This is a genomic window from Streptomyces sp. NPDC048275 (genome assembly GCF_040652275.1).
Lineage (GTDB): Bacteria > Actinomycetota > Actinomycetes > Streptomycetales > Streptomycetaceae > Streptomyces.
This window is the reverse complement of record NZ_JBEZLR010000007.1, coordinates 73,556-93,876: the sequence shown is the minus strand read 5'-3', so window position 1 is coordinate 93,876 and position 20,321 is coordinate 73,556. Positions and strand designations below refer to the sequence as shown.

14 protein-coding genes are annotated in these 20,321 nt (G+C 69.2%); 7 read left to right on the top strand and 7 right to left on the bottom strand.

The window, feature by feature from the left end:
- The 4 genes from AB0D57_RS07005 to AB0D57_RS06990 all read left to right on the top strand — a co-directional run.
- Positions 1 to 1,289 (top strand): VWA domain-containing protein (locus AB0D57_RS07005; RefSeq protein ID WP_362067914.1); only part of this gene is annotated, 1,289 nt, incomplete at its 5' end.
- Positions 1,290 to 1,449: 160 nt separating this feature from the next.
- The gene (metG, locus tag AB0D57_RS07000; RefSeq protein WP_362067911.1) at positions 1,450 to 3,177 is read left to right on the top strand and encodes a methionine--tRNA ligase; all 1,728 of its coding nucleotides are present in this window, start codon (positions 1,450 to 1,452) and stop codon (positions 3,175 to 3,177) included.
- A gap of 172 nt (positions 3,178 to 3,349) precedes the next feature.
- Complete coding sequence (locus tag AB0D57_RS06995; RefSeq protein WP_362067908.1) at positions 3,350 to 3,826, top strand: hypothetical protein; 477 nt, start codon at positions 3,350 to 3,352, stop codon at positions 3,824 to 3,826.
- Positions 3,827 to 3,885: 59 nt separating this feature from the next.
- On the top strand, positions 3,886 to 7,026 hold the full coding sequence (locus AB0D57_RS06990) for a VCBS repeat-containing protein (protein WP_362067905.1): 3,141 nt from the start codon (positions 3,886 to 3,888) through the stop codon (positions 7,024 to 7,026).
- A gap of 84 nt (positions 7,027 to 7,110) precedes the next feature.
- Here AB0D57_RS06990 and AB0D57_RS06985 read toward each other — a convergent pair whose 3' ends face one another.
- Positions 7,111 to 8,412, bottom strand: a complete 1,302-nt coding sequence (locus AB0D57_RS06985) for a polysaccharide lyase family 1 protein (protein WP_362068129.1) — start codon at positions 8,410 to 8,412, stop codon at positions 7,111 to 7,113.
- Positions 8,413 to 8,627: 215 nt separating this feature from the next.
- Here AB0D57_RS06985 and AB0D57_RS06980 point away from each other — a divergent pair, with 215 nt between their 5' ends.
- The gene (locus tag AB0D57_RS06980; RefSeq protein ID WP_362067902.1) at positions 8,628 to 9,320 is read left to right on the top strand and encodes a hypothetical protein; all 693 of its coding nucleotides are present in this window, start codon (positions 8,628 to 8,630) and stop codon (positions 9,318 to 9,320) included.
- A 404-nt stretch (positions 9,321 to 9,724) separates the two neighbouring features.
- On the opposite strand, the gene AB0D57_RS06975 is transcribed toward AB0D57_RS06980, so the two are convergent.
- The 3 genes from AB0D57_RS06975 to aspS all read right to left on the bottom strand — a co-directional run bounded on the left by AB0D57_RS06975 (position 9,725) and on the right by aspS (position 13,663).
- On the bottom strand, positions 9,725 to 10,687 hold the full coding sequence (locus tag AB0D57_RS06975) for an intradiol ring-cleavage dioxygenase (RefSeq protein ID WP_362067899.1): 963 nt from the start codon (positions 10,685 to 10,687) through the stop codon (positions 9,725 to 9,727).
- Between the two features lie 156 nt (positions 10,688 to 10,843).
- A complete protein-coding gene (locus AB0D57_RS06970) occupies positions 10,844 to 11,767 on the bottom strand; it encodes an intradiol ring-cleavage dioxygenase (RefSeq protein ID WP_362067896.1) in 924 nt (307 codons plus the stop codon).
- A gap of 132 nt (positions 11,768 to 11,899) precedes the next feature.
- On the bottom strand, positions 11,900 to 13,663 hold the full coding sequence (gene aspS / locus AB0D57_RS06965) for an aspartate--tRNA ligase (protein ID WP_362067893.1): 1,764 nt from the start codon (positions 13,661 to 13,663) through the stop codon (positions 11,900 to 11,902).
- A gap of 215 nt (positions 13,664 to 13,878) precedes the next feature.
- Here aspS and AB0D57_RS06960 point away from each other — a divergent pair, with 215 nt between their 5' ends.
- Positions 13,879 to 16,047, top strand: coding sequence for a SpoIIE family protein phosphatase (locus AB0D57_RS06960; protein WP_362067890.1), 2,169 nt, complete (start codon positions 13,879 to 13,881; stop codon positions 16,045 to 16,047).
- On the opposite strand, the gene AB0D57_RS06955 is transcribed toward AB0D57_RS06960, so the two are convergent.
- Positions 16,005 to 17,063, bottom strand: coding sequence for an AI-2E family transporter (locus tag AB0D57_RS06955; protein ID WP_362067887.1), 1,059 nt, complete (start codon positions 17,061 to 17,063; stop codon positions 16,005 to 16,007). The genes AB0D57_RS06960 and AB0D57_RS06955 overlap by 43 nt on opposite strands.
- 162 nt (positions 17,064 to 17,225) lie before the next feature.
- On the opposite strand from AB0D57_RS06955, the gene AB0D57_RS06950 reads away from it, so the two are divergent.
- Positions 17,226 to 18,584: a cytochrome P450 gene (locus tag AB0D57_RS06950; RefSeq protein ID WP_362067884.1), complete on the top strand. Its 1,359-nt coding sequence runs from the start codon at positions 17,226 to 17,228 to the stop codon at positions 18,582 to 18,584.
- Positions 18,585 to 18,691: 107 nt separating this feature from the next.
- Here the strand turns inward: AB0D57_RS06950 and AB0D57_RS06945 are convergent, their stop codons facing one another.
- Together AB0D57_RS06945 and AB0D57_RS06940 are read right to left on the bottom strand one after the other, a co-directional pair.
- Positions 18,692 to 19,663, bottom strand: a complete 972-nt coding sequence (locus AB0D57_RS06945) for a pirin family protein (protein ID WP_362067881.1) — start codon at positions 19,661 to 19,663, stop codon at positions 18,692 to 18,694.
- Positions 19,664 to 19,774: 111 nt separating this feature from the next.
- A complete protein-coding gene (locus tag AB0D57_RS06940; RefSeq protein WP_362067878.1) occupies positions 19,775 to 20,266 on the bottom strand; it encodes an SseB family protein in 492 nt (163 codons plus the stop codon).
- Positions 20,267 to 20,321: the final 55 nt, after the last annotated feature.

Sequence of the window (20,321 nt, the reverse complement as noted above, 5' to 3'; positions counted from 1 at the left end):
CCGCACCCGAACCGAAGCCCGAAGTTACGGACGAGCCCGAGGCTGGAGCCGAGGTCGCAGCTGAGGCCGAGCCCGAAGCCGAGGCCGTCGCGGAAGCAGCCGCACCCGAACCGAAGCCCGAAATTACGGACGAGCCCGAGGCTGGAGCCGAGGTCGCAGCTGAGGCCGAGCCCGAAGCCGAGGCCGTCGCGGAAGCACCCGCACCCGAACCGAAGCCCGAAATTACGGACGAGCCCGAGGCACCCGAGCCGGAGCCCGCGGTTGCGGCCGCGGCTGAGGCACCCGAGCCGGAGGCTGAGGCCGCGGTTGTGGCTGAGGCACCCGAGCCGGAGGTTGCGGCTGAGGCCGTGGTTGTGGCTGAGGCACCCGAGCCGGAGGCTGAGGCCGCGGAGGCCGAGCCGGAGGAGATCTCCGAGCCGGAGCCGAAGGCCGAGGAGCCCGCCGCCGCTCCGGCACCGGAACCCGCCGCCGTTCCGGCACCGGAACCCGCCGCCGCGCAGGCGGGCGACCTCGTGGACGAACCGGCAGCCGCCGACGGCGATGAGGCCCCGCAGGGGCCACCCGCAGCCGACGACGAAAGCCGCACGGGTGGTGCGGGCGGGAACGACACGGCCGAGGGCGAAGCCGAGGCCGCCACCCCCCTCGCCCACGTCAAGACCCACGCCCCGGCCCTGGTCACCGCGTACAACGAAGCAGGGACGGCCCTCGGAAAGAGGGACCTCACCGGCACGCGCGCAAAGACCTACCTCGTCCTGGACCGCTCCGCGTCGATGCGCCCGTACTACAAGGACGGCTCCGCCCAGGCCCTCGGCGAACAGACCCTCGCCCTCGCCGCCCACCTCGACCCGGAGTCGACCGTCCACGTCGTCTTCTTCTCCACCGAACTGGACGGCACCGGCGAGCTCACCCTCCCCGAGCACGAGAACAAGATCGACGACCTGCACGCCGGCCTCGGCCGCATGGGCCGTACGAGCTACCACGTGGCGGTCGAAGAGATCGTCGCCCACTACGAGAAGTCCGGCACGACGGACCCCGCCCTGGTGATCTTCCAGACGGACGGCGCCCCGGACGCCAAGACCCCGGCCACCCAGTCCCTCACGGACGCGGCCAAGAACCACCCCACCGTCTTCTTCTCCTTCGTCGCGTTCGGTGAGCACGACAACAAGGCCTTCGACTACCTCCGCAAGCTGAAGACCGACAACACGGCCTTCTTCCACGCGGGCCCGACCCCCCGCGAACTGACGGACGCAGAGGTCTACGAGGGCGTCCTCGCGAACTGGCGCCCGTAGCGTCGCAGCGCCTCACCCCGGCCGCCCGCTTCCCACCCCGTAAAACGGGAGGCGGGCGGCCCACCCATGTCGGCTACGATTTCAAGGTTCGTAAGACGACCGGCGACACGACCTGAACCGACGATCGTCACCCCACGTAACGACTTGGGAGCAGCCCCCGATGGCTCGACACCTCATCACCAGCGCCCTTCCGTACATCAACGGGATCAAGCACCTGGGCAACATGGTGGGGTCCATGCTCCCGGCGGACGTGTACTCCCGGTACCTCCGCCAGCGCGGCCACGACGTCCTGTACATCTGCGCGACGGACGAGCACGGCACCCCGGCCGAACTGGCGGCGAAGGAGCAGGGCCTCCCGGTCGACGCGTTCTGCGCGCAGGCGCACGACGCGCAGAAGGCGGTCTACGACGGCTTCGCGCTGGCCTTCGACTACTTCGGCCGCAGCTCCAGCCCGCAGAACCGCGAGATCACCCAGCACTTCGCCCGCCGCCTGAACGAGAACGGCTTCATCGAGGAGCGCGCGATCCGCCAGGTGTACTCGCCGACGGACGGCCGCTTCCTCCCGGACCGTTACGTGGAGGGCACCTGCCCGCACTGCGGCTACGACAAGGCACGCGGCGACCAGTGCGAGAACTGCACCCGCGTGCTGGACCCGACCGACCTGATCAACCCCCGGTCGGCGATCTCCGGCTCGACGGACCTGGAGGTCCGCGAGACGAAGCACCTCTTCCTCCTCCAGTCGCGGCTCCAGCACGAGGTCGAGGAGTGGGTGGCGCGCCACGAGTCCGAGTGGCCCCACCTCGCCTCGTCCATCGCCCGCAAGTGGCTGACCGAGGGCCTGCACGACCGCGCGATCACGCGTGACCTGGACTGGGGCGTCCCGGTCCCGGCCGACACCTGGCCGGAGCTGGCGGCGGAGGGCAAGGTCTTCTACGTCTGGTTCGACGCCCCGATCGAGTACATCGGCGCGACAAAGGAGTGGGCAGACGCCGCGCGAGACACAGACCCGGAGAACCGGGACTGGAAGTCGTGGTGGTACGAAGCGGACGACACCGTCCGCTACACGGAGTTCATGGCGAAGGACAACGTCCCCTTCCACACGGTGATGTTCCCGGCCACGGAACTCGGCGTGCGCGAGCCGTGGAAGAAGGTCGACTACGTCAAGGCCTTCAACTGGCTGACGTACTACGGCGGAAAGTTCTCCACGTCCCAGAAGCGCGGTGTCTTCACCGACCACGCCCTCGAGATCCTCCCGGCGGACTACTGGCGCTACTTCCTGATCGCCAACGCGCCGGAGTCCGACGACTCCTCCTTCACCTGGGAGCACTTCACGACCACGGTGAACAAGGACCTGGCGGACACCCTCGGCAACTTCGTCAACCGCGTCCTGTCCTTCTCCAAGAAGCGCTTCGGCGAGGAGGTCCCGGCGGGAGCGGCGGCCGGCGAGGCGGAGGCGAAGCTGGGCGAGGAGATCGCGAGCCTGCTGGCCGAGTACGAGACCCAGATGGAGGCCCTGCAGTTCCGCAAGGCCGCGGCGGCGCTGCGCGCCCTGTGGTCGGCGGGCAACTCCTACCTGGAGGAGAAGGCCCCCTGGCTGGAGATCAAGACCAACCTGGAGGGCGCGGCGCTGACCCTTCGTACGGCGATGAACCTGATCCACCTCTACTCGGTGGTGTCGGAACCCTTCATCCCGGCGTCGGCCAAGGCCATGCGCTCGGCGTTCACCCTGCCGGACGACACGGCCGCCTGGGTCACGGCCGAGGAGGCGAAGTCGCTGGACTCGGTCCCGGCGGGCACCCCCTTCACGGTCCCGCCGGTCCTCTTCGCCAAGATCACGGACGAGGACCTGGAGTCGTACAAGGAGCGCTTCGGCGGCGCACCGGAGTAGTTCCGCTGCGATTCCGGCCGGGGACCCTTCTTGGAAACCGTGAACACTTCGGGGTCAAGTGTTCACGGTTTCGGAGACACCTGGGGTGGCGGCGGGCTTTCCGCGCCCCCGCCCACCGGCCGGAAACCGACCCCGATGGTGGCATGTTCGCGTCCACCCGTATGGTTTCGTCATGGCAGTCCCTCCAGTCATCCCGATCGCCTACGAGCCGAAGTCCCGCACCGAGACCATCGGTCGCTACGCGAACGGTCAGTTCCTGGCGTCGATCACGTATGCGTTCCCCGAGGGGTACCGGCCCGACGACGGCTGGGAAGAGCACAAACGCCTGTACACGGTGCTGCACACCTTCGACGCCGCGGGCCGGTACCGCGACTCGGAGATCTGGTGCGCGGGCACCTGGGCCGAGCAGCAGCGCGCCCCGTACGGAGATGACTCGGTCCTCGCCCGCGCCCGGGCCCACCTGGGGAAACTCCTGCGCAGCCTGCCCCGGCGCGCCTACACGGACATCGCGATCCACCCCTTCCAACTCACCGTCGACGGCGTGCTGTTCGGCCTGGTGATCGAGGAGGACGAGGAGGAGAGCTGGGCCGAGCTGTACCCGGACCGGCTCGGCTTCGCCGAACCGTGGGACGGCACGCACGACGCGTGATCGGATAGCATCCGGCCACTTGTGCGAGGGCCGGGCCCTCGCGGGGAGGGAAAATCCACGTGGGCAGACACGCCCTGAGACGGGGCGGTCTGGCCGCCGCCGTCTCCGCACTCGCCGTCGCCGTCGCGGCCACGGCCGTCACCGTCCTTTCCGAGGGCGCTGATTCAGCCCAGGCCGCGCCCGCGACGGCCACCGGCACCACCGAGATCACGCTCGTCGACCCGAGCTCGGACACTCCGCGCGCCGACCGGCCGCTCACCGCCGGTACGACGGGCTTCCTGCACCGGCAGAGCGGAACGGCCGGGCTGCTGTGGACGGACTACGACGACGGCACCACCGTCACCGTCGAGAACGCGGCCGGCGTCTACACGCCCGGCGCGGGCTGCACGTCGCTCGGCTCGGCGTGCCGGACGGCCTGGTACGGCTCGGACAGCGACCTGGTCGCCCTGCCGACGTCCCTGACCAGCAAGTCCGTCCCCCTCTGGGACCCGGCGACGCATGAACTGTCGACCGTCACCTCGGACTACTACTACCGTGCGCTGGCCGGTGACACCGTCGTCACCGGCCGCACCCTGATCGACTCCGTGGACGGCGAGCGGCGCGAACGCTTCGTGACCGGCGACTGGTTCATCATCGGGGACCAGCAGGTCGTGGCCGCGGACAGCTCCGGTGCGCTGGCCGAGAACGGCGCCTCGCTGTACTACATCGACCTCGACACGGCCGTCGGCACCCTCGCCTTCACCGACGTCACCGCCAACTCGTTCTATGTCCAGAGCGAGGACCGGATCGGCTGGTACGACGACGGAAACGGCGAACTCCACGTCAAGTCCCGCACCGACCCGGCCGCCGAGGAACAGGTCATCGGCCTGCCGACCTTCCCCGCCCTCGACGGCGACCCGGTCCTGACCGGCGACTGGCTGCTGCTGCCCACGGACACGGACACCGGCACGGCGATCACGGCTGTCTCCCTCCTCGACGGCTCCTCACGGACCCTGCTCTCCGACTCCGGCGTGTACGCGGTTCCCGCTCCCGGCGACGACGCCTTCGTCACCGGCGGCACCGGCGCCACCGACTGGTGGACGCGGCGCGTCAGCCTGGCCGAGGACGGCTCGCCGACGCTGACGAAGGTGTACGAGATCCCGGCGACGGAGAACGTTAAGACGGGCCTCGCGCTGAGCCGGGGCAGCCTGCGGGTGGCCGAGGACAGTCCCTCCAGCACCTTGGACACCACGTCGATCCGCACCCTGACCACGGACGGCGGCACCACGCTGACCGCCTCCGACGCCACGGCGGGCGACTCGATCAGCCCCGCGTGCCCGTACGCCGGCACCACCTGCTCGCCGCTGTGGGGCAACAGCGGCTCCGATCCCGAGGACGTCTACCTCGACACGTTCAGCGACATGGACGAGGGCGGCAGCGGTCTCCCGAACGCGGACAAGCTGATCGCCATCGGTGACGCCTGGTCCAACAGCACGCTGGAGTTCGCGACCGAGGGCGGCGCGATCGTCGACGTCTCCGACAACTACGCGGTCTACAACTCCGGCGGCTCCACTCCCGCGCAGTACGTCGGTGAATTCGGCTACGGGCAGCAGCTGAAGCGCTCGGTCCGCGCCGCCGCGCTGAACGGCTCCACCCTCTGGAGCGCCACCTCCACCGCCGGCAAGATCACCTCGTACAGCCTGACCGAGGAGAAGACCCTCACCACGGTCACGATCCCGAAGGCCGGCTGCGTGCCGACCGAGCTCCAGGCGGCGGGCCGCTGGGTGTACTGGTCCTGCGGAACGGCTTCGGCGGGCGTGTACGACACCAAGGCCGGTACGTCGGTGCCGGTGACCCCCGGTGACGTACTGCTCGGCGACGGATTCACCGTGCGTCACGACCACGCGAGCGACGAACTCGTCCTCACCGACACGGCCACCGGCACCACCCGCGTGATCGCCTCCGGCCTCCCGGACTCCGGGCAGGCCACCGACCGCCGCTACCGGTGGACGGTGGACGAGTACACGGGCCTGGTCGCCTGGTTCGACACGTACGAGCGGACGCACATCGCGACCACCGGCGTGGCCCCGTCCGCCCCGACCGTGTTCGCGACCGAGACCGCCGACGATCTGGTCTGGCTGAACTCGTCCGACGCCGACTCCAAGACCTGGAACGGCACCTGGCTCCTCTCCCGCCCCGTCACCTCCTGGTCCCTCACCTTCACCTCCGTCGAGAGCGGCGAGAGCGGCAAGGCCACCCGCACGGTCACCGGCGGCGCCGCCACGGCCTGGCTGTCGGCGACCTGGAACGGCAAGGCGACGAACGGAAGCCACTTCCCCAACGGCCGCTTCAAGTGGACCCTCAAGGCGACCGGCCTCGGCGGCTCCACGGCAACGACCGTGACCAGCGGCACCGGAACGGTCTTCGGCGGCGCGGCGGTACGCCACGACTTCCACAGCATCGAAGGCGAACCGGACGGCGTCGGCGACCTCCTCACCCTCAACTCCTCCGGCGGTCTGACCGTCCAGTTCGGCACCGGCGGCGGCAAGTTCTCCGACAAGGCCACCGGCACCGGGTGGGCCGCCGGCATCAAGGCGGTCCCGTTCGGGGACCTGAGCGGCGACCGCTGCAACGACGTCCTCGTCCGCCTCAGCAGCGGGGCCCTGCGCCTCTACAAGCCGGGCTGCGGCAGCGCGGTCAAGCCGTCGACGTCGTACACGACCCTCGCGACCAGCGGCTGGACGCAGTACGACATCCTCACCTCGCCCGGTGACATCAGCGGTGACGGCCGCCCCGACCTGATCACCCGCAACACGTCCACCGGAGCGGTGTACCTCTACAAGGGCACGAGCACCGGCAAGCTGTCCGCGCGCGTGAAGCTCTACGACAACTGGAAGGGCTACAAGAAGCTCGTCGGCGTCGGCGACATCACCGGCGACGGCATCGGCGACCTGATCGCCCAGGACAAGTCCAACACCCTTTACCGGTACGCCGGTTCGGGCAAGGGCGCGTTCACGGCCCGGGTGAAGCTGTTCAGCAACTGGGGCAGCTCCTACAACGCCGTCGTCGGCACCGGCGACCTCAACCGCGACGGCAAGGCCGACCTCGTCTCCCGTGACACCAGCGGCAATCTGTACCGCAACTACGGGGACGGCAAGGGGTCGTTCGGGGCACGTACGAAGATCGCCACGGGCTGGGGCGGCTACAAGTCGCTGTCCTGACAGGACAACGTGCGAATCGCCGCCCCCGGCCCCCTTGGAAAAGGGGACCGGGGGCGGTTCGCTACGGGCTCGGGCACCCGGCAACTAGTTGGTGAGGACCCCGGCTCCGGTCGTGGTCGCCAGCGACGTCGGCAGGTTCTTCGCGGACGACTCGATCCCGGCGGTGAGGGTCGGCGTCCAGTTCACGGTCGTCTTCAGCTTCTTCGACGACGCGGCGTTGTAGGCGGCGACGAGGTCGGTCGTCGTACCGTTGACGAGGTTGCCGCTGCCCGCGATCGAGCCCGTACCGTCACCGCTGAGCAGCTTCGCGACCTTGCCGCCGGACGGCACCGTCCAGGCGTTGTTCTGGGCGACGACCTGGGCCTTGGCGCGGGAGTTGATGCTGTAGAGGGGCGCGTAGCCGTTGAGGGCCGTCGTGTCGAAGTAGTTGTTGTAGAGGTGGATCTGGCCGATGCGGGCCAGCGGGGCGCGCTGGATGATGCCCTTCCACACGTTGTGGTGGATGGAGACGCGCAGCTTGCCGACGCTGTCGGTGTCGCTGCTGCCGATCAGCATGGTCTTGTCGTGGTTGGTGAACTGGTTGCGCTCCACCGTCACCAGGTCCGAACCGTTGGTGATGTCGAGGTCACCGTCGTGGATCTGGTACTCGCGGCCGTAGAACGTCTTGTTGGCCTTGTCGAACGACGGGGCGTCGGTGAACGTGTTGTGGTCGGCCCACACGTGGGTGGCGCCGCGCAGGGTGACGGCGTCGTACGCGGAGTTCCAGTTGCCGGTGTCACCGTCCGTCGGGTCCCACTGCGGGAAGCAGTCCTCGGTGGCGGCGAACGTGAGATTGCGGATGATGACGTTGTCCACGCTCTTGACCTGCAGGCTGCCACCGGTGATCCCGGCCTTGGTGCCCGGCACGCCCACGATGGTGGTGTTGGCCGGCACCTTGAAGACGATGTTCTTCGACTGCTTGGCCTGCGCGGCCGCCCGTGCGGTCTCCTGCGTGCCCGAGGGCAGCTTGGAGCGGCCGTAGGTGGCCGGGTCGTACGCCTTGACATAGGCGGCCTGCGAATAGCCCGTACCGGCGGCGTAGTCGGAGCAGGTCAGCTTCTTGCCCGCGTCGTCGGTGTTGGCGTCGATGACGCCCTTGACCTGAATGATCTTCGCCGTGGAGTTGGTGCTGCTGCCCAGCGCCTTCACAAGCTGGGCGCGGGTGCTGACGGTGTAGACATGCGCGGAGTCGGCCTTCGAGCCACCGGTCGTCCCGGTGCCGGACGCCGCCCAGCCGTCCTTGGCGGGCAGCACCTGGTGCGCCAGGTCGACCGTACCCGCGTTCGCGTTCAACGCGAACACAGCGGCGCCGAGACCCGCAGCCGTCACAGCGGCAACAGAAACCATGATCGAGCGACGCTTGCGGAGGGACCGGCGGTGGGAGGGGGTTGCCACGATGAGTCCTTACGTGTGTGTGGAGCACGTGCGCGGTGCGAAGCCCGGTGAAAGGGGCTTCCGACTCATCAGTGGTCACGGGGTCAGGAAAGGTTGCCGACCAAACTCACCTTATTTTCGGCCCTGGTTCGCCCGTATCTCCCCCAAGAGAGCGGCCAGACCAACGGATGAGAGGGAAAGTAGCCGGTCGGGCTCGTCGCTCTCGCGAAGCAACAACACGCCACGCCTCGCACCGGATCTTCCAGGACCGGCCCGAGATCCTCGCCCCGGTCTTCGCTGTACTGGGCATCCCGTTACCCGAGAAGGTGACCGTGGACGCGCTCACCCCCGACGTGACGGAGATCCGGCCGGTGGAGCGCCGCGTGGACACCGTGCTGCGCATCGCCCCGTCCGACGGAGACACCTTCGTGCTCGCCGTCGAGACCCAGCGGCGCCGGGACGCGGCCAAGGAATCGAGCTGGGGGTACTACGTCGCGTGCCTCCAGGCGAAGTACGGCCTTCCAGCGCTGCTGCTCGTGGTGTGCCAGGACCGGGCCACGGCCAAGTGGGCGGCCGGCCCCTTCGCCTGCGGAGCCCGGGGCTGGACCGCGCAACGGACGTATCCCCTGGTCGTCGGACCGGACAACCTGCCGGTCATCACCGACGAGAGGACCGCGGCCGAGAACCTCACGATGGCGGCGTTCTCCGCTGTCGCACATGGCCGAAGCCCCCGGATCGAGGCCATACTGGAGGCACTGGCCCGCGCCCTTCAGAGGACGGACGGGAAGTCCGCCGACTACTTCAACGACTTTCTGGACAACTCCCTGAGGAAGACCCCGGCGGGAGAAAAGTGGAGGGAAATCTTGAGTTTCGTCGGCTGATTCCCCGGCCGGGGCACGGTTCGCGAGACGGCCTACCTCGAAGGAAGAGCCGAGAATCAAGCCTCGTCGATCCTGCGCCTGCTGGAACGGCGCGGCATCCCCGTCCCCGACGACGCCCGCACCCGGATCACCGACTGCAGCGACCTCGACACTCTCATCCGCTGGTTCGACCGAGCCATCACCGCCACCCGTACGGAAGACCTGTTCTCCGAGGAGCCGGAAGAGGACTGATGCCGTTCGTCTCGTTCTTCACGGGACGGGGCACCGTTCGCGAGACGGCCTACCTGGAGGGCTGGGTGGCGGGCTGACAGGAGTGCATCCCAGCCTGCGCCCCGCCCGAACTTGTCGCCGAGAGGCGCCCAGGACTTCACGAACCCGGACGCCCCTTGTGTGCGTGCGAAGAGTTACGACGCCGAAGCCGACGCCGCCGCGCTCGGCTGGGTTTCGGTGCTGTCGTGGGTCTCGTCCGGGGCCACGCCCATCGTCAGGTGCGCGCGGACTCCCTTCGCGATGTTCTTCTTGTCGTACTTGAGGTACAGGAGCCCACCCTCATGGCCGTTCTGGGGGTAGATCGTGTCCTCGGTGAGGGTGGTGCGGGTGGCGGCGTTCGTGGAGTACGGGGACACCTCGGCCGACGCCAGGACCGACTTCTCGTCGAAGAAGAACTGACCGGTGTGGCAGGTGTGGCCACCCTCGTAGCCCGCGTCGGTCCAGGTGCCGTCGACGTGGACCTTCGTGTGGATGTGGACGGCACGCCCCTGGTACCAGCCCGGGAAGACCGTCTTGAAGGTGACGTAGCCGCGCTTGTCGGTCTTCCAGGTGCCCCGGAGATAGCGCTCGTCGTCGGTCGGCTCCGAGTGGCCGCCACCCGGAGCGCCGGAGGGCGCGCCGGACGGGGGTTCACCCGTGGGGGTTCCCGAGGGGGCGTCGGACGGGGAGCCGGAGGGCGGGGTACCGCCGCCACCGCCACCGCCGCTGCCCATCGCCTCGTAACCGGAGTAGACACCCAGCGCGGTGCAGTGCCAGATGTCGACCGCCGCGTTCTTCACGGGCTTGCAGGTCTCCGCGTCGATCACCTTGAGCTTGAGGGTCAGGGGGATGCCCTCTTCGTCCTCGGTGACGTCCTGGCGGAGCTTGTCCGCGTCGATGTAGTACGGGCCCTCGGTGGTCTCCGAGGTCAGCGTGTAACACGTCTCGGAGCTCGACGAGGACGAAGGCGACGCAGAGTCGGAGGTCGTCTGGCCCGCGTTCGCGGTCGCGGCGATGCCGCCGCCCACGCCCACGACCGCGACGGCCGCTCCACCTGCGATAACAACCTTGCGTCGTGTCATGCTCCGCTTGTGCGCCGGTCCTTGGGTCTCAGTCATGGCCCGGACGCTAGGTAAATCGCCTGTCAAGACCATGGGAAAGCACTGTGGCTTTCCCTGAGAGAGCAAAAAGGGGCCCGAAACATACGGCACTTTCGAGCCCCTTCTGATAATGAAATTAGGCAAGGCTTCCCTTACCTAATCCACTCCTTGCCCTTACTCCGAGCTGTCGTGGGTCTCATCCGGGGCCACACCCATCGTCAGGTGGGCGTGGACACCCCGGGCGATGTGCCTCTTGTCGTACCTGAGGTGGAGCAGGCCACCCTCGGCGCCGTTGTCCGGGTAGATCATGTCCTCGTCGAGGGTCGTCCGGGTGGCGGTGTTCGTCGAGTACGGCTCCACCTCGGCGGAGGCCAGCACCGACTCCTCGTCGAAGAACAGCTGGCCCGTGTGGCAGGTGTGTCCGCCCTCGTACCCCGCGTCCGTCCAGGTGCCCTCCACGTGGAGCTTCACATGGATGTGCACGCAGCGGCCCCGGTACCAGCCCGGGAAGACGGTCCTGAAGGTGACGTGACCGCGTTTGTCCGTCCGCCACGTGCCGCGCAGATAGCGCTCGTCGTCGGTCGGCTCCTGGTGGCCGCCGGGACCGCCGGGACCGCCCGACGGGGGCGGGCCGGTGGGCGCGTCCGTGGGAGCGCCGGAGGGCGGGGCGCCGCCACCGCCATTGCCCATGTCCTCGTAGCCCGAGTAGATGCCCAGCGCCGAGCAGTGCCAGATGTCGACGGCGGCGTTCCGTACCGGTCTGCAGGTCTCGGCGTCGATCACCTTGAGTCTGAGGGTGAGGGGGATGCCCTCCTCGTCCTCGGTGACGTCCTGGCGGAGCTTGTCCGCGTCGATGTAGTACGGGCCCTCGGTGGTCTCCGAGGTCAGAACGTAGCAGGCCTCCGGGGTGCCGGACGGGCTTGCGGAGTCCGTCGCCAGGGGCCCGGCGCCCGTGGCGGCGGTCGCGTCGCCCGCGAAGGCGTTCGCGCCCAGGCCGGCCGCCAGACCCGCGGCAACGACCGTCGCACCGCCGGCGACGACGACCCGACGGCGCGTCAATTCCCGTTCTGCTGCTGTCTGTTGGGGGGTCTCAGTCATGGCCGTGGACGCTATGAAGCAAACCTGTCAAAGAGCTGTGATTCACGGGGGGTTCATGAGGACCACATGAGAATGGCTCGGAATCGGTGTCGATTCCGAGCCATTCGAACGCGCCGGGATGCAGACGAAGGTCTACTTCGGCTGCGGCTTGCGCACCGAAAGGTGCAGCTCCCGCAGACGGGTCTCGTCCAGCTCCGTCGGCGCGCCCATCATCAGGTCCTGCGCGTTGCCGTTGAGCGGGAACGCGATCGTCTCCCGGATGTTCGGCTCGTCCGCGAGGAGCATGACGATGCGGTCGACGCCCGGGGCGATACCGCCGTGCGGCGGGGCGCCGAAGCGGAAGGCGCGCAGCATGCCGGCGAACTGCTCCTCGACGGTCTCACGGTCGTAGCCCGCGATCTCGAAGGCCTTGAGCATGATGTCGGGCTCGTGGTTACGGATCGCGCCGGAGGACAGCTCGACGCCGTTGCAGACGATGTCGTACTGCCAGCCCAGGATGTCCAGCGGGTCCTGGGTCTCCAGGGCCTCCAGGCCGCCCTGGGGCATCGAGAAGGGGTTGTGCGAGAAGTCGATCTTGCCGGTGTCCTCGTCCTTCTCGTACATCGGGAAGTCGACGATCCAGCAGAAGCGGAACACGTTCTCCTCGAAGTGGCCGGCACGCTTGGCGGCTTCCACCCGCACCGCGCCCATGATCTTCGAGACCTCGTCGAACTCGCCCGCGCCGAAGAACACCGCGTGGCCCGCGGCGAGCGAAAGCCGCTTCGTCAGCTCCGCGACGTTCTCCTCCGTCAGGAACTTCGCGATGGGACCGGTGAGCGAGCCGTCCTCGGCCACCCGCACCCAGGCCAGACCCTTCGCACCCTGCGAGACCGCGAAGTCACCGAGCTGGTCGAAGAACTTCCGGGGCTGCGCGGACACGTCCGGCACCGGCAGGGCGCGCACGTGCTTGCCCGCGAAGGCCTTGAACTCCGAGCCCTCGAAGATGTCGGTGATGTCCACCAACTCCAGCTGGGCCCGCAGGTCCGGCTTGTCGGAGCCGTACTTCAGCATCGACTCGCGGAACGGGATGCGCGGGAACGGCGAGGTGACGTGGCGGCCGCCGCCGAACTCCTCGAACAGCTCCGTCATGAGCTTCTCGATCGGCTGGAAGACGTCCTCCTGCTCGACGAAGGACATCTCCACGTCGAGCTGGTAGAACTCGCCCGGCGAACGGTCCGCACGCGCGTCCTCGTCGCGGAAGCAGGGCGCGATCTGGAAGTAGCGGTCGAAGCCGGAGATCATCAGCAGCTGCTTGAACTGCTGAGGCGCCTGCGGGAGCGCGTAGAACTTGCCCGGGTTCAGACGGGAGGGGACCACGAAGTCGCGCGCGCCCTCGGGGGACGTGGCGCTGAGGATCGGCGTCGCCATCTCGTTGAAGCCCAGCGCCGTCATCTTGTGACGGATCGCCGAGATCACGGCCGTACGCAGCAGGATGTTGCGGTGCATGCGCTCGCGGCGCAGGTCGAGGAAGCGGTACTCCAGGCGCCGCTCCTCGTTGACGCCGTCCTCGGCGTTGATCGTGAAGGGCAGCGGGGCGGCCGCGCCGAGCAGCTCGACCTCGCTCACCTCGACCTCGATCTCGCCGGTGGGCAGGTCCGGGTTCACGTTCTCGGTGCCGCGGGAGACGACCTTGCCGTCGATGCGGACCGTCGACTCCTTGGAGACCTTGTCGAGGGCCTCGTAGGCGGGGGTGCCGGGGCGGGCGACGAGCTGCGTGATGCCGTAGTGATCGCGCAGATCGATGAAGAGGATGCCGCCCAGGTCTCGGCGATTGTGCAGCCAGCCGCTCAGCCGGACGTCGCTGCCGACGTCAGAGGCGCGGAGCTCGCCGCAGGTGTGGGACCTGTACCGATGCATCGTCGTTCATCCAGTCTTCGCGGATCGGGTGTCTGTTTCACTATCTGTTTCAGCTGTCTGTTTCACGCGGAACGTCGGATCAGGGTCTGTTTCTCGGTTTCACGTGAAACTTCCAGGCCTACGCCCAGATCCCCCAAGGGTACCGGCCGCCCAATGATCGCCACTCCGAATACTCTCGGTGGCACTCGACGATCAACTCTTTCTACAGTGGGTGAATGCGCACTGGTGAGCCCCTGCCCAGCGTGGGGGACGTCCTGGCCGCCCTCGCAACCGGCCTGTGGCGCTGGGACAACGCCACAGGGCTGGTCACACTCGACGCCGAGGCCGCCCGGCTCCTCGGGCTGCCCCCACAGCCCACGCAGGTCACGGAGGCGGGGGTGCGCTCCCGGTTTCACCCGGCGGACTGGAACGAGGTCGTCAGCGTCGTGCAGCTCGCCGTCGCCGAGGACACGCTCGCCGAGGTCCGGCTGCGGATCATGAACGAGCACGGCCGGGTGATCCGTACCGTGCGCACCCGGTCCAAGCCGACCATCACCCCGGGCACCAGGAGATTCGAACTGCTGGGCACCCTCCAGGAGGTCACCGAGCCCTCGCCGGGCGCCGCTGCGCGCAGCCCGGTCACGGGCGACTGGCGCCGCTCGCGCGAGGCGTTCCTGCTGGACGCGGGCCGGGCCCTGGCCGAGGCACGGTCCACGGCGGAGGTGCTACGGGTCGCGGCGGGCCTGTCGATGCCGGGGTTCTCGCCGGACGGGCTCGCCCTCTTCGGCGCGGAGGGCGACCGGCTCACCCTCATCGGCCACCACGGGCAGCAGCCGGGCGACGAGGGACCCTTCATCCAGATGTCGCTGGCCTCGGACTATCCGGCCGCGGAGGTCGTCCGCACCGGCCGGGCCGTCTATCTCTCCAGCCCGGAGGAGTACAAGAGCCGCTATCCCGCCTCCTGGCCGCTCGCCGCGCACTTCGACCGGGAGTCCTGGGCGTTTTTGCCGCTGACCGTCGCGGGGCGCACGATGGGCGCGTGGATGGCGGCCTTCACGTACCCCGTCAGTTTCACGCCCGACGAGCGCTCGGTGCTGACGACCGTGGCCCGGATGCTCGCGCAGGCCCTCTCCCGGGCCGGGGCGGCCGAGTCGGAAAGAGAACTGACCGACGGCCTGCAGCGCTCGATGATGCCCACGCTGGGCCCGCAGATCCCGGGCATGAGCGTCGCCGCACGCTATGTCCCCACCGGCGGCGGCCTCCAGGTCGGCGGCGACTGGTACGACATGATTCCGCTGCCGTCCGGTCGCTTCGCGCTCGTCATCGGCGACGTCCAGGGCCACGATGTGCGTGCTGCGGGACTGATGGGCCAGCTCCGCATCGCCCTGCGCGCCTACGCCTCCGAGGGCCACCGCCCGGACGCGGTCCTCTCCCGGGCCTCACGCTTCCTGTACGGGGTCACGGACTCGGTGACATACGGGTCGAGCAGCGGCAACGGGGAAGCGGCCGACGGCGACCCGCGCTTCGCGACCTGCCTGTACGTCGAGGTGGACCCGGCGACGGGGACCCTGGACATCGCCCGCGCCGGACACCCGGACCCCGCCATACGCATGGCCGACGGAACGGTGCTGATGCGGCCGACCTCGGGCGGGCTGCCCCTCGGCATCGACCCGGACGCCGACTACCCCACCACGCGGCTCGTCCTGGAGCCCGACGAGGCCATGCTGATCTGCACGGACGGGCTGATCGAGACCGGCGGCCACGACCTCGACACCGGGTGGCGCCGCATCCGCCGCATCCTGGAGTCCCACACCGGTGACATGGAGTCGCTGGCCGACGCCCTGGTCCAGGCGGTGCACGGGCCCTCCTCGCACCACACCCCCGGGCCGCTCGTCGACCGCCGCGAGGACGACATCGCGGTGCTGCTGCTGTGCCGGCAGGCCGAGGGGCGCGGCCGCGGGGACACGGACGTGACCGTCCGACCGACGGTACGCCGCGCGGCGCTGACCGTGGCGCAGGCCGAGCCCGAGCGGATCGCCGGGGCCCGCCAGCAGCTGCGTGAGCTGCTGCACGACTGGGCCTGCGAGGACCAGCGCGACTCGGCGGTCCTGCTGGTCTCCGAGATGCTGACGAACGTCCTCGTGCACACCGACGCCGACGCACAGCTCGTCGCCGAGGTGACCGGCGGACCGGACGACCGCCGGATGCGGGTGGAGGTCACGGACGCGAGCGACGACCTGCCGCACCGGCGCCACCCCGGTGAACTGGCATCCTCCGGACGGGGCCTGGTGCTCATGGAGCTGCTCGCGGAGGCCTGGGGCGTGGACCCGCGGGGCGAGGGCAAGAGCATCTGGTTCGAGTTCTACGAGTCGTCCGCCACGACGTCCGAGGGGGGCGGCGCATAGCGCGTACGCAGCTCGGAGATGACCCCGAACGCGGCCGCCGTCAGCGGTACGGCGAGCAGCATGCCCAGGATCCCCGCGACGGACGCGCCCGCCGTGATCGCCAGCATCACCACCGCCGGATGCATCTGCACGGTCCGGCTCTGGATCATCGGCTGCAGCACATGCCCCTCGAGCACCTGCACGGCGAGGACGACTCCGAGCGCCCACAGCGCGATCACGAACCCCCGGTCGGCGAGCGCGACCAGCACGGCCACCGCGCCGGAGATGAACGCGCCGAGATACGGGATGTACGCGCCCACGAGGACGAGCGCGCCGAGCCCGGCCGCGCCCGGGACACGCAGGATCAGCAGCCCGACGGTGATGCACAGGGCGTCGATGAACGCGATGAGCGTGGTCCCGCGCATGAAGCCCTCGACGGCCCTGAAGGCACGGCGGGCCATCGCCTCCACGGTGTCGGCGGTGCCGCGGGGTGCGAGCGAGCGCAGCGCCCCGGCGGTGCGGTCGGAGTCCCGGAGGAAGAAGAAGACGAGCAGCAGAGCCAGTACGGCCATGGCGATGCTCTCGCCCACGACGCTGACCCCGCTGATGACATTGGAGGCCGCGGTCCCGCCGAACTTGGTGAGCAGTTCCTTGGAGTTGGCGGCGAGATCCTCCAGCGAGGTCCCCGCCGCCCCGAAGTGCTCGGTGAGCGACTTCGCCGCCTGCTTGAGGGAGGCGACGATCTGGTCCCCGGTCTCGATGAGCGCGGCGACGACGATGTACACGGCCCCGCCGACGATCACGACCACCGCGACACACGTCAGCCCCGCGGCCAGCGACCGGTTGACCCCGACCTTCACCATCCGCCGGTACAACGGCTTCAGCAGCGCGGTCCCGAGCAGCGCGAGCAGCACCGGCACCACCGCCGTACGCAGTTCCCCGCACAGTTCGATCCCGACCCACGCCACACCGGCGACGAGCAGGATCACGACACACCAGGCGGCCAGGCGCCGGGCACCTTCGGGGAGCAGCTGCACGCCTTCACCTGACCATGCGTCAGCCGGTGCGTCACATCAGGAGGGCCGAAAGAGGGAGTGACGATCTCTGTGGCCGCGAGGCGGGACAAAGGCGGGACAAGACGATGCGTATGCGAGACGGGTCGTATGCGAGACGAGGACGTCTGCGAGACGATGCGGCCCATGGCGACGACCATCACCGAGATACCCGGCCCCAAGGGCCTTCCCGTACTGGGCTCCCTGCTCGATCTCCGGCGCGACACGCTGGGAACCTTCCTCCGCATCCGGCAGGAGTACGGCGACGTGGTCCGCGTCTCCGCCGGCCCGCCCGGACTCCGTACGGTGCTGCACTGCGTCTTCTCCGCTGAGGGCGCACAGCAGATCCTGGCCTCGCAGGCGGCCAACTTCCGCAAGGACAACCAGTTCTACGAGGAGCTGCGTCTCTCCGCCGGCAACGGCCTGCTCACCAGCCAGGACGCCGACTACCTGCGCCAACGCCGCCTCATACAGCCGATGTTCACCAAGCGAAGGGTGGACGGCTATGCCACGGCGGTGACCCTGGAAGCCGCCGCCACCGCCGAGAGCTGGCGCGACACCCCCGAGGTGGACGTCGTACCGGAGATGAACCGCCTGGCGTTGCGCACCGTCTCGCGCATCCTCTTCGGCGCCGACGTCGAGGCCGCCGTCGACGTCATCGGCCGCACCCTCCCCGTCATCAGCGACTACGTGACGCAGCGGGGTTATGCGCCCGTCAACCCTCCGCGCACCTGGCCGACCCCGGCCAACCGGCGGGCCGAGGCCGCGACCCGCGAGGTCTACGCGGTCTGCGACCGGATCATCGCCGAGCGCCGCGCCCAAGGTGAGGGGGGCGGCGACGATCTCCTCTCCCTCCTGTCCCGGGCGAGCAACGAGGAGGACGGCAGCCTGGACCCGGCCGAGATCCGGGACCAGGTCCTGGTCTTCCTGCTGGCAGGCCACGAAACAACCGCGACCTCCATGGCCTTCGCCCTCCACCTGCTGGCCCGGCACCCCGAGGAGCAGGCACGGGCCCGCAAGGAGGCCGAGAGCCTGCCGCCCGACCACACCCTCACGGCCGCCGACCTCGACGGACTCCCGTACCTGACCATGGTGTTGAAAGAGGCCATGCGGCTGTTTCCGGCCGCTCCCGTGATGGGCCGCCGCTGCGTCGAGCCCGCCGAGATCGACGGCCACCTCATCCCCGCCGGCGCAGACGTCCTGATCGCCCCCTGGGTCACCCACCGCCACCCGGATCTCTGGCCCGACCCGGACCACTTCGACCCCGACCGCTTCACCCCCGAGCACGAGGCAACCCGCCACCGCTACGCCTGGTTCCCCTTCGGCGGCGGCCCCCGCGCCTGCGTCGGGCAGCACTTCTCGATGCTGGAATCCGTACTGGCACTGGCCGTTCTGCTGCGCTCGTACGAGCTGGAGGCCGTGGACACCGAGGTCCCGCTGTCCGCCGGGATCACCCTCCAGGCGACGGGGCCGGCGCGGGTGCGCCTTCGGCGGCGCATGCCCTGACACGTCGCCGTGCCCGGCTGCACCCCTCACGCAACCCGCCCAACGGTCGGAGGCCCCGTCCGGCATGGCGGACGGGGCCTCCCTCACCCACCCGGCGAAGCGGAGTCCTACAGCCCGCCCTCGGACATCCCGTGCACCGCCGGGATGGTCCCCAGGCGGCCCTTCTGGAAGTCCTCGAACGCCTGCTGCAGCTCCTCGCGGGTGTTCATCACGAAGGGGCCGTAGTGGGCCATGGGCTCACGGATGGGCTGTCCGCCCAGCAGGACGACCTCCATGTCCGGGGTGTGCGAGTCCTGCTTCTCGTCCGCGCGGACGGTCAGCGAGGAGCCCGCGCCGAAGACCGCCGTCTGGCCCAGGTGGATCGGGCGGCGTTCCGTGCCGACCGAGCCCTTGCCCGCCAGGACGTACGCGAGGCCGTTGAAGTCCTCGCGCCACGGGAGCGTGATCTCGGCGCCGGGCGCCAGGGTCGCGTGGACCATGGTGATCGGCGTGTGCGTGATGCCCGGGCCCTCGTGGCCGTCGAGCTCACCGGCGATGACGCGCAGCAGCGCGCCGCCGTCGGGGGTGCTCAGCAGCTGCACCTGGCCACCGCGGATGTCCTGGTACCTCGGGGCCATCATCTTGTCCTTGGCCGGGAGGTTCACCCACAGCTGCACGCCGTGGAAGAGGCCGCCGGACATGACGAGCGACTCCGGCGGGGCCTCGATGTGCAGGAGGCCGGCGCCCGCGGTCATCCACTGGGTGTCACCGTTGGTGATGGTGCCGCCGCCACCGTTGGAGTCGTGGTGGTCGAAGACGCCGTCGATGATGTAGGTGACGGTCTCGAAGCCGCGGTGGGGGTGCCAGGGGGTGCCCTTGGGCTCGCCCGGCGCGTACTCCACCTCACCCATCTGGTCCATCATGATGAACGGGTCGAGGTGGCGGTAATTGATCCCGGCGAACGCACGGCGAACCGGGAACCCCTCGCCCTCGAAGCCGCTGGGAGCGGTCGTCACGGTGAGTACGGGACGGGCCACGGCATCGGCAGGTGCGGCCACACGGGGAAGGGCCAGCGGGTTCTCGACGGTCACTGCAGGCATGTCGGTACCTCCTTGTGCTTCGAGGTTAGTTGATTATTGAACTTTCTGCCACCCATAACGACGAACGCCCGGAGGGCATTCCCTCCGGGCGTCTCGAGCGAGTGGGGTACGTCAGCCGTACATCCTGCGCATCGCGAAGTCGACCATCTGCTCCACCGCTTTGGCGTCGAAGACCATGCGGTGTTCACCCTCCATGTCGAGCACGAAGCCGTAGCCGGTGGGGAGCAGGTCGATCACCTCGGAGCCGGTGATCACGAAGTACTTGGACTCCTTGCCGGCGTAACGGCGCAGCTCCTTGAGGGAGGTGAACATGGGGATGACCGGCTGCTGGGTGTTGTGCAGCGCCAGGAAGCCGGGGTTGTCGCCGCGCGGGCAGTAGACCTTCGACGTCGCGAAGACCTGCTGGAAGTCCTCCGCCGCGAGCGACCCCGTGGTGAAGGCGCGGACCGCCTCCGCGAGGGACGGCGGGGACGGCTCGGGGTAGAGCGGCGGCTGCTGCCCGTAACCGCCGGGCATCTGGCCGCCCGGCATCTGCCCGGGCATCTGCTGCTGCGGCTGCGCGTACTGCTGCTGGGCACCCGGGTTCTGGTCGTAGCCGTACATGGGCCAAAGACTACTGCGCCACATATGGGCCATCAGGGGTTGATTCTTATTACCG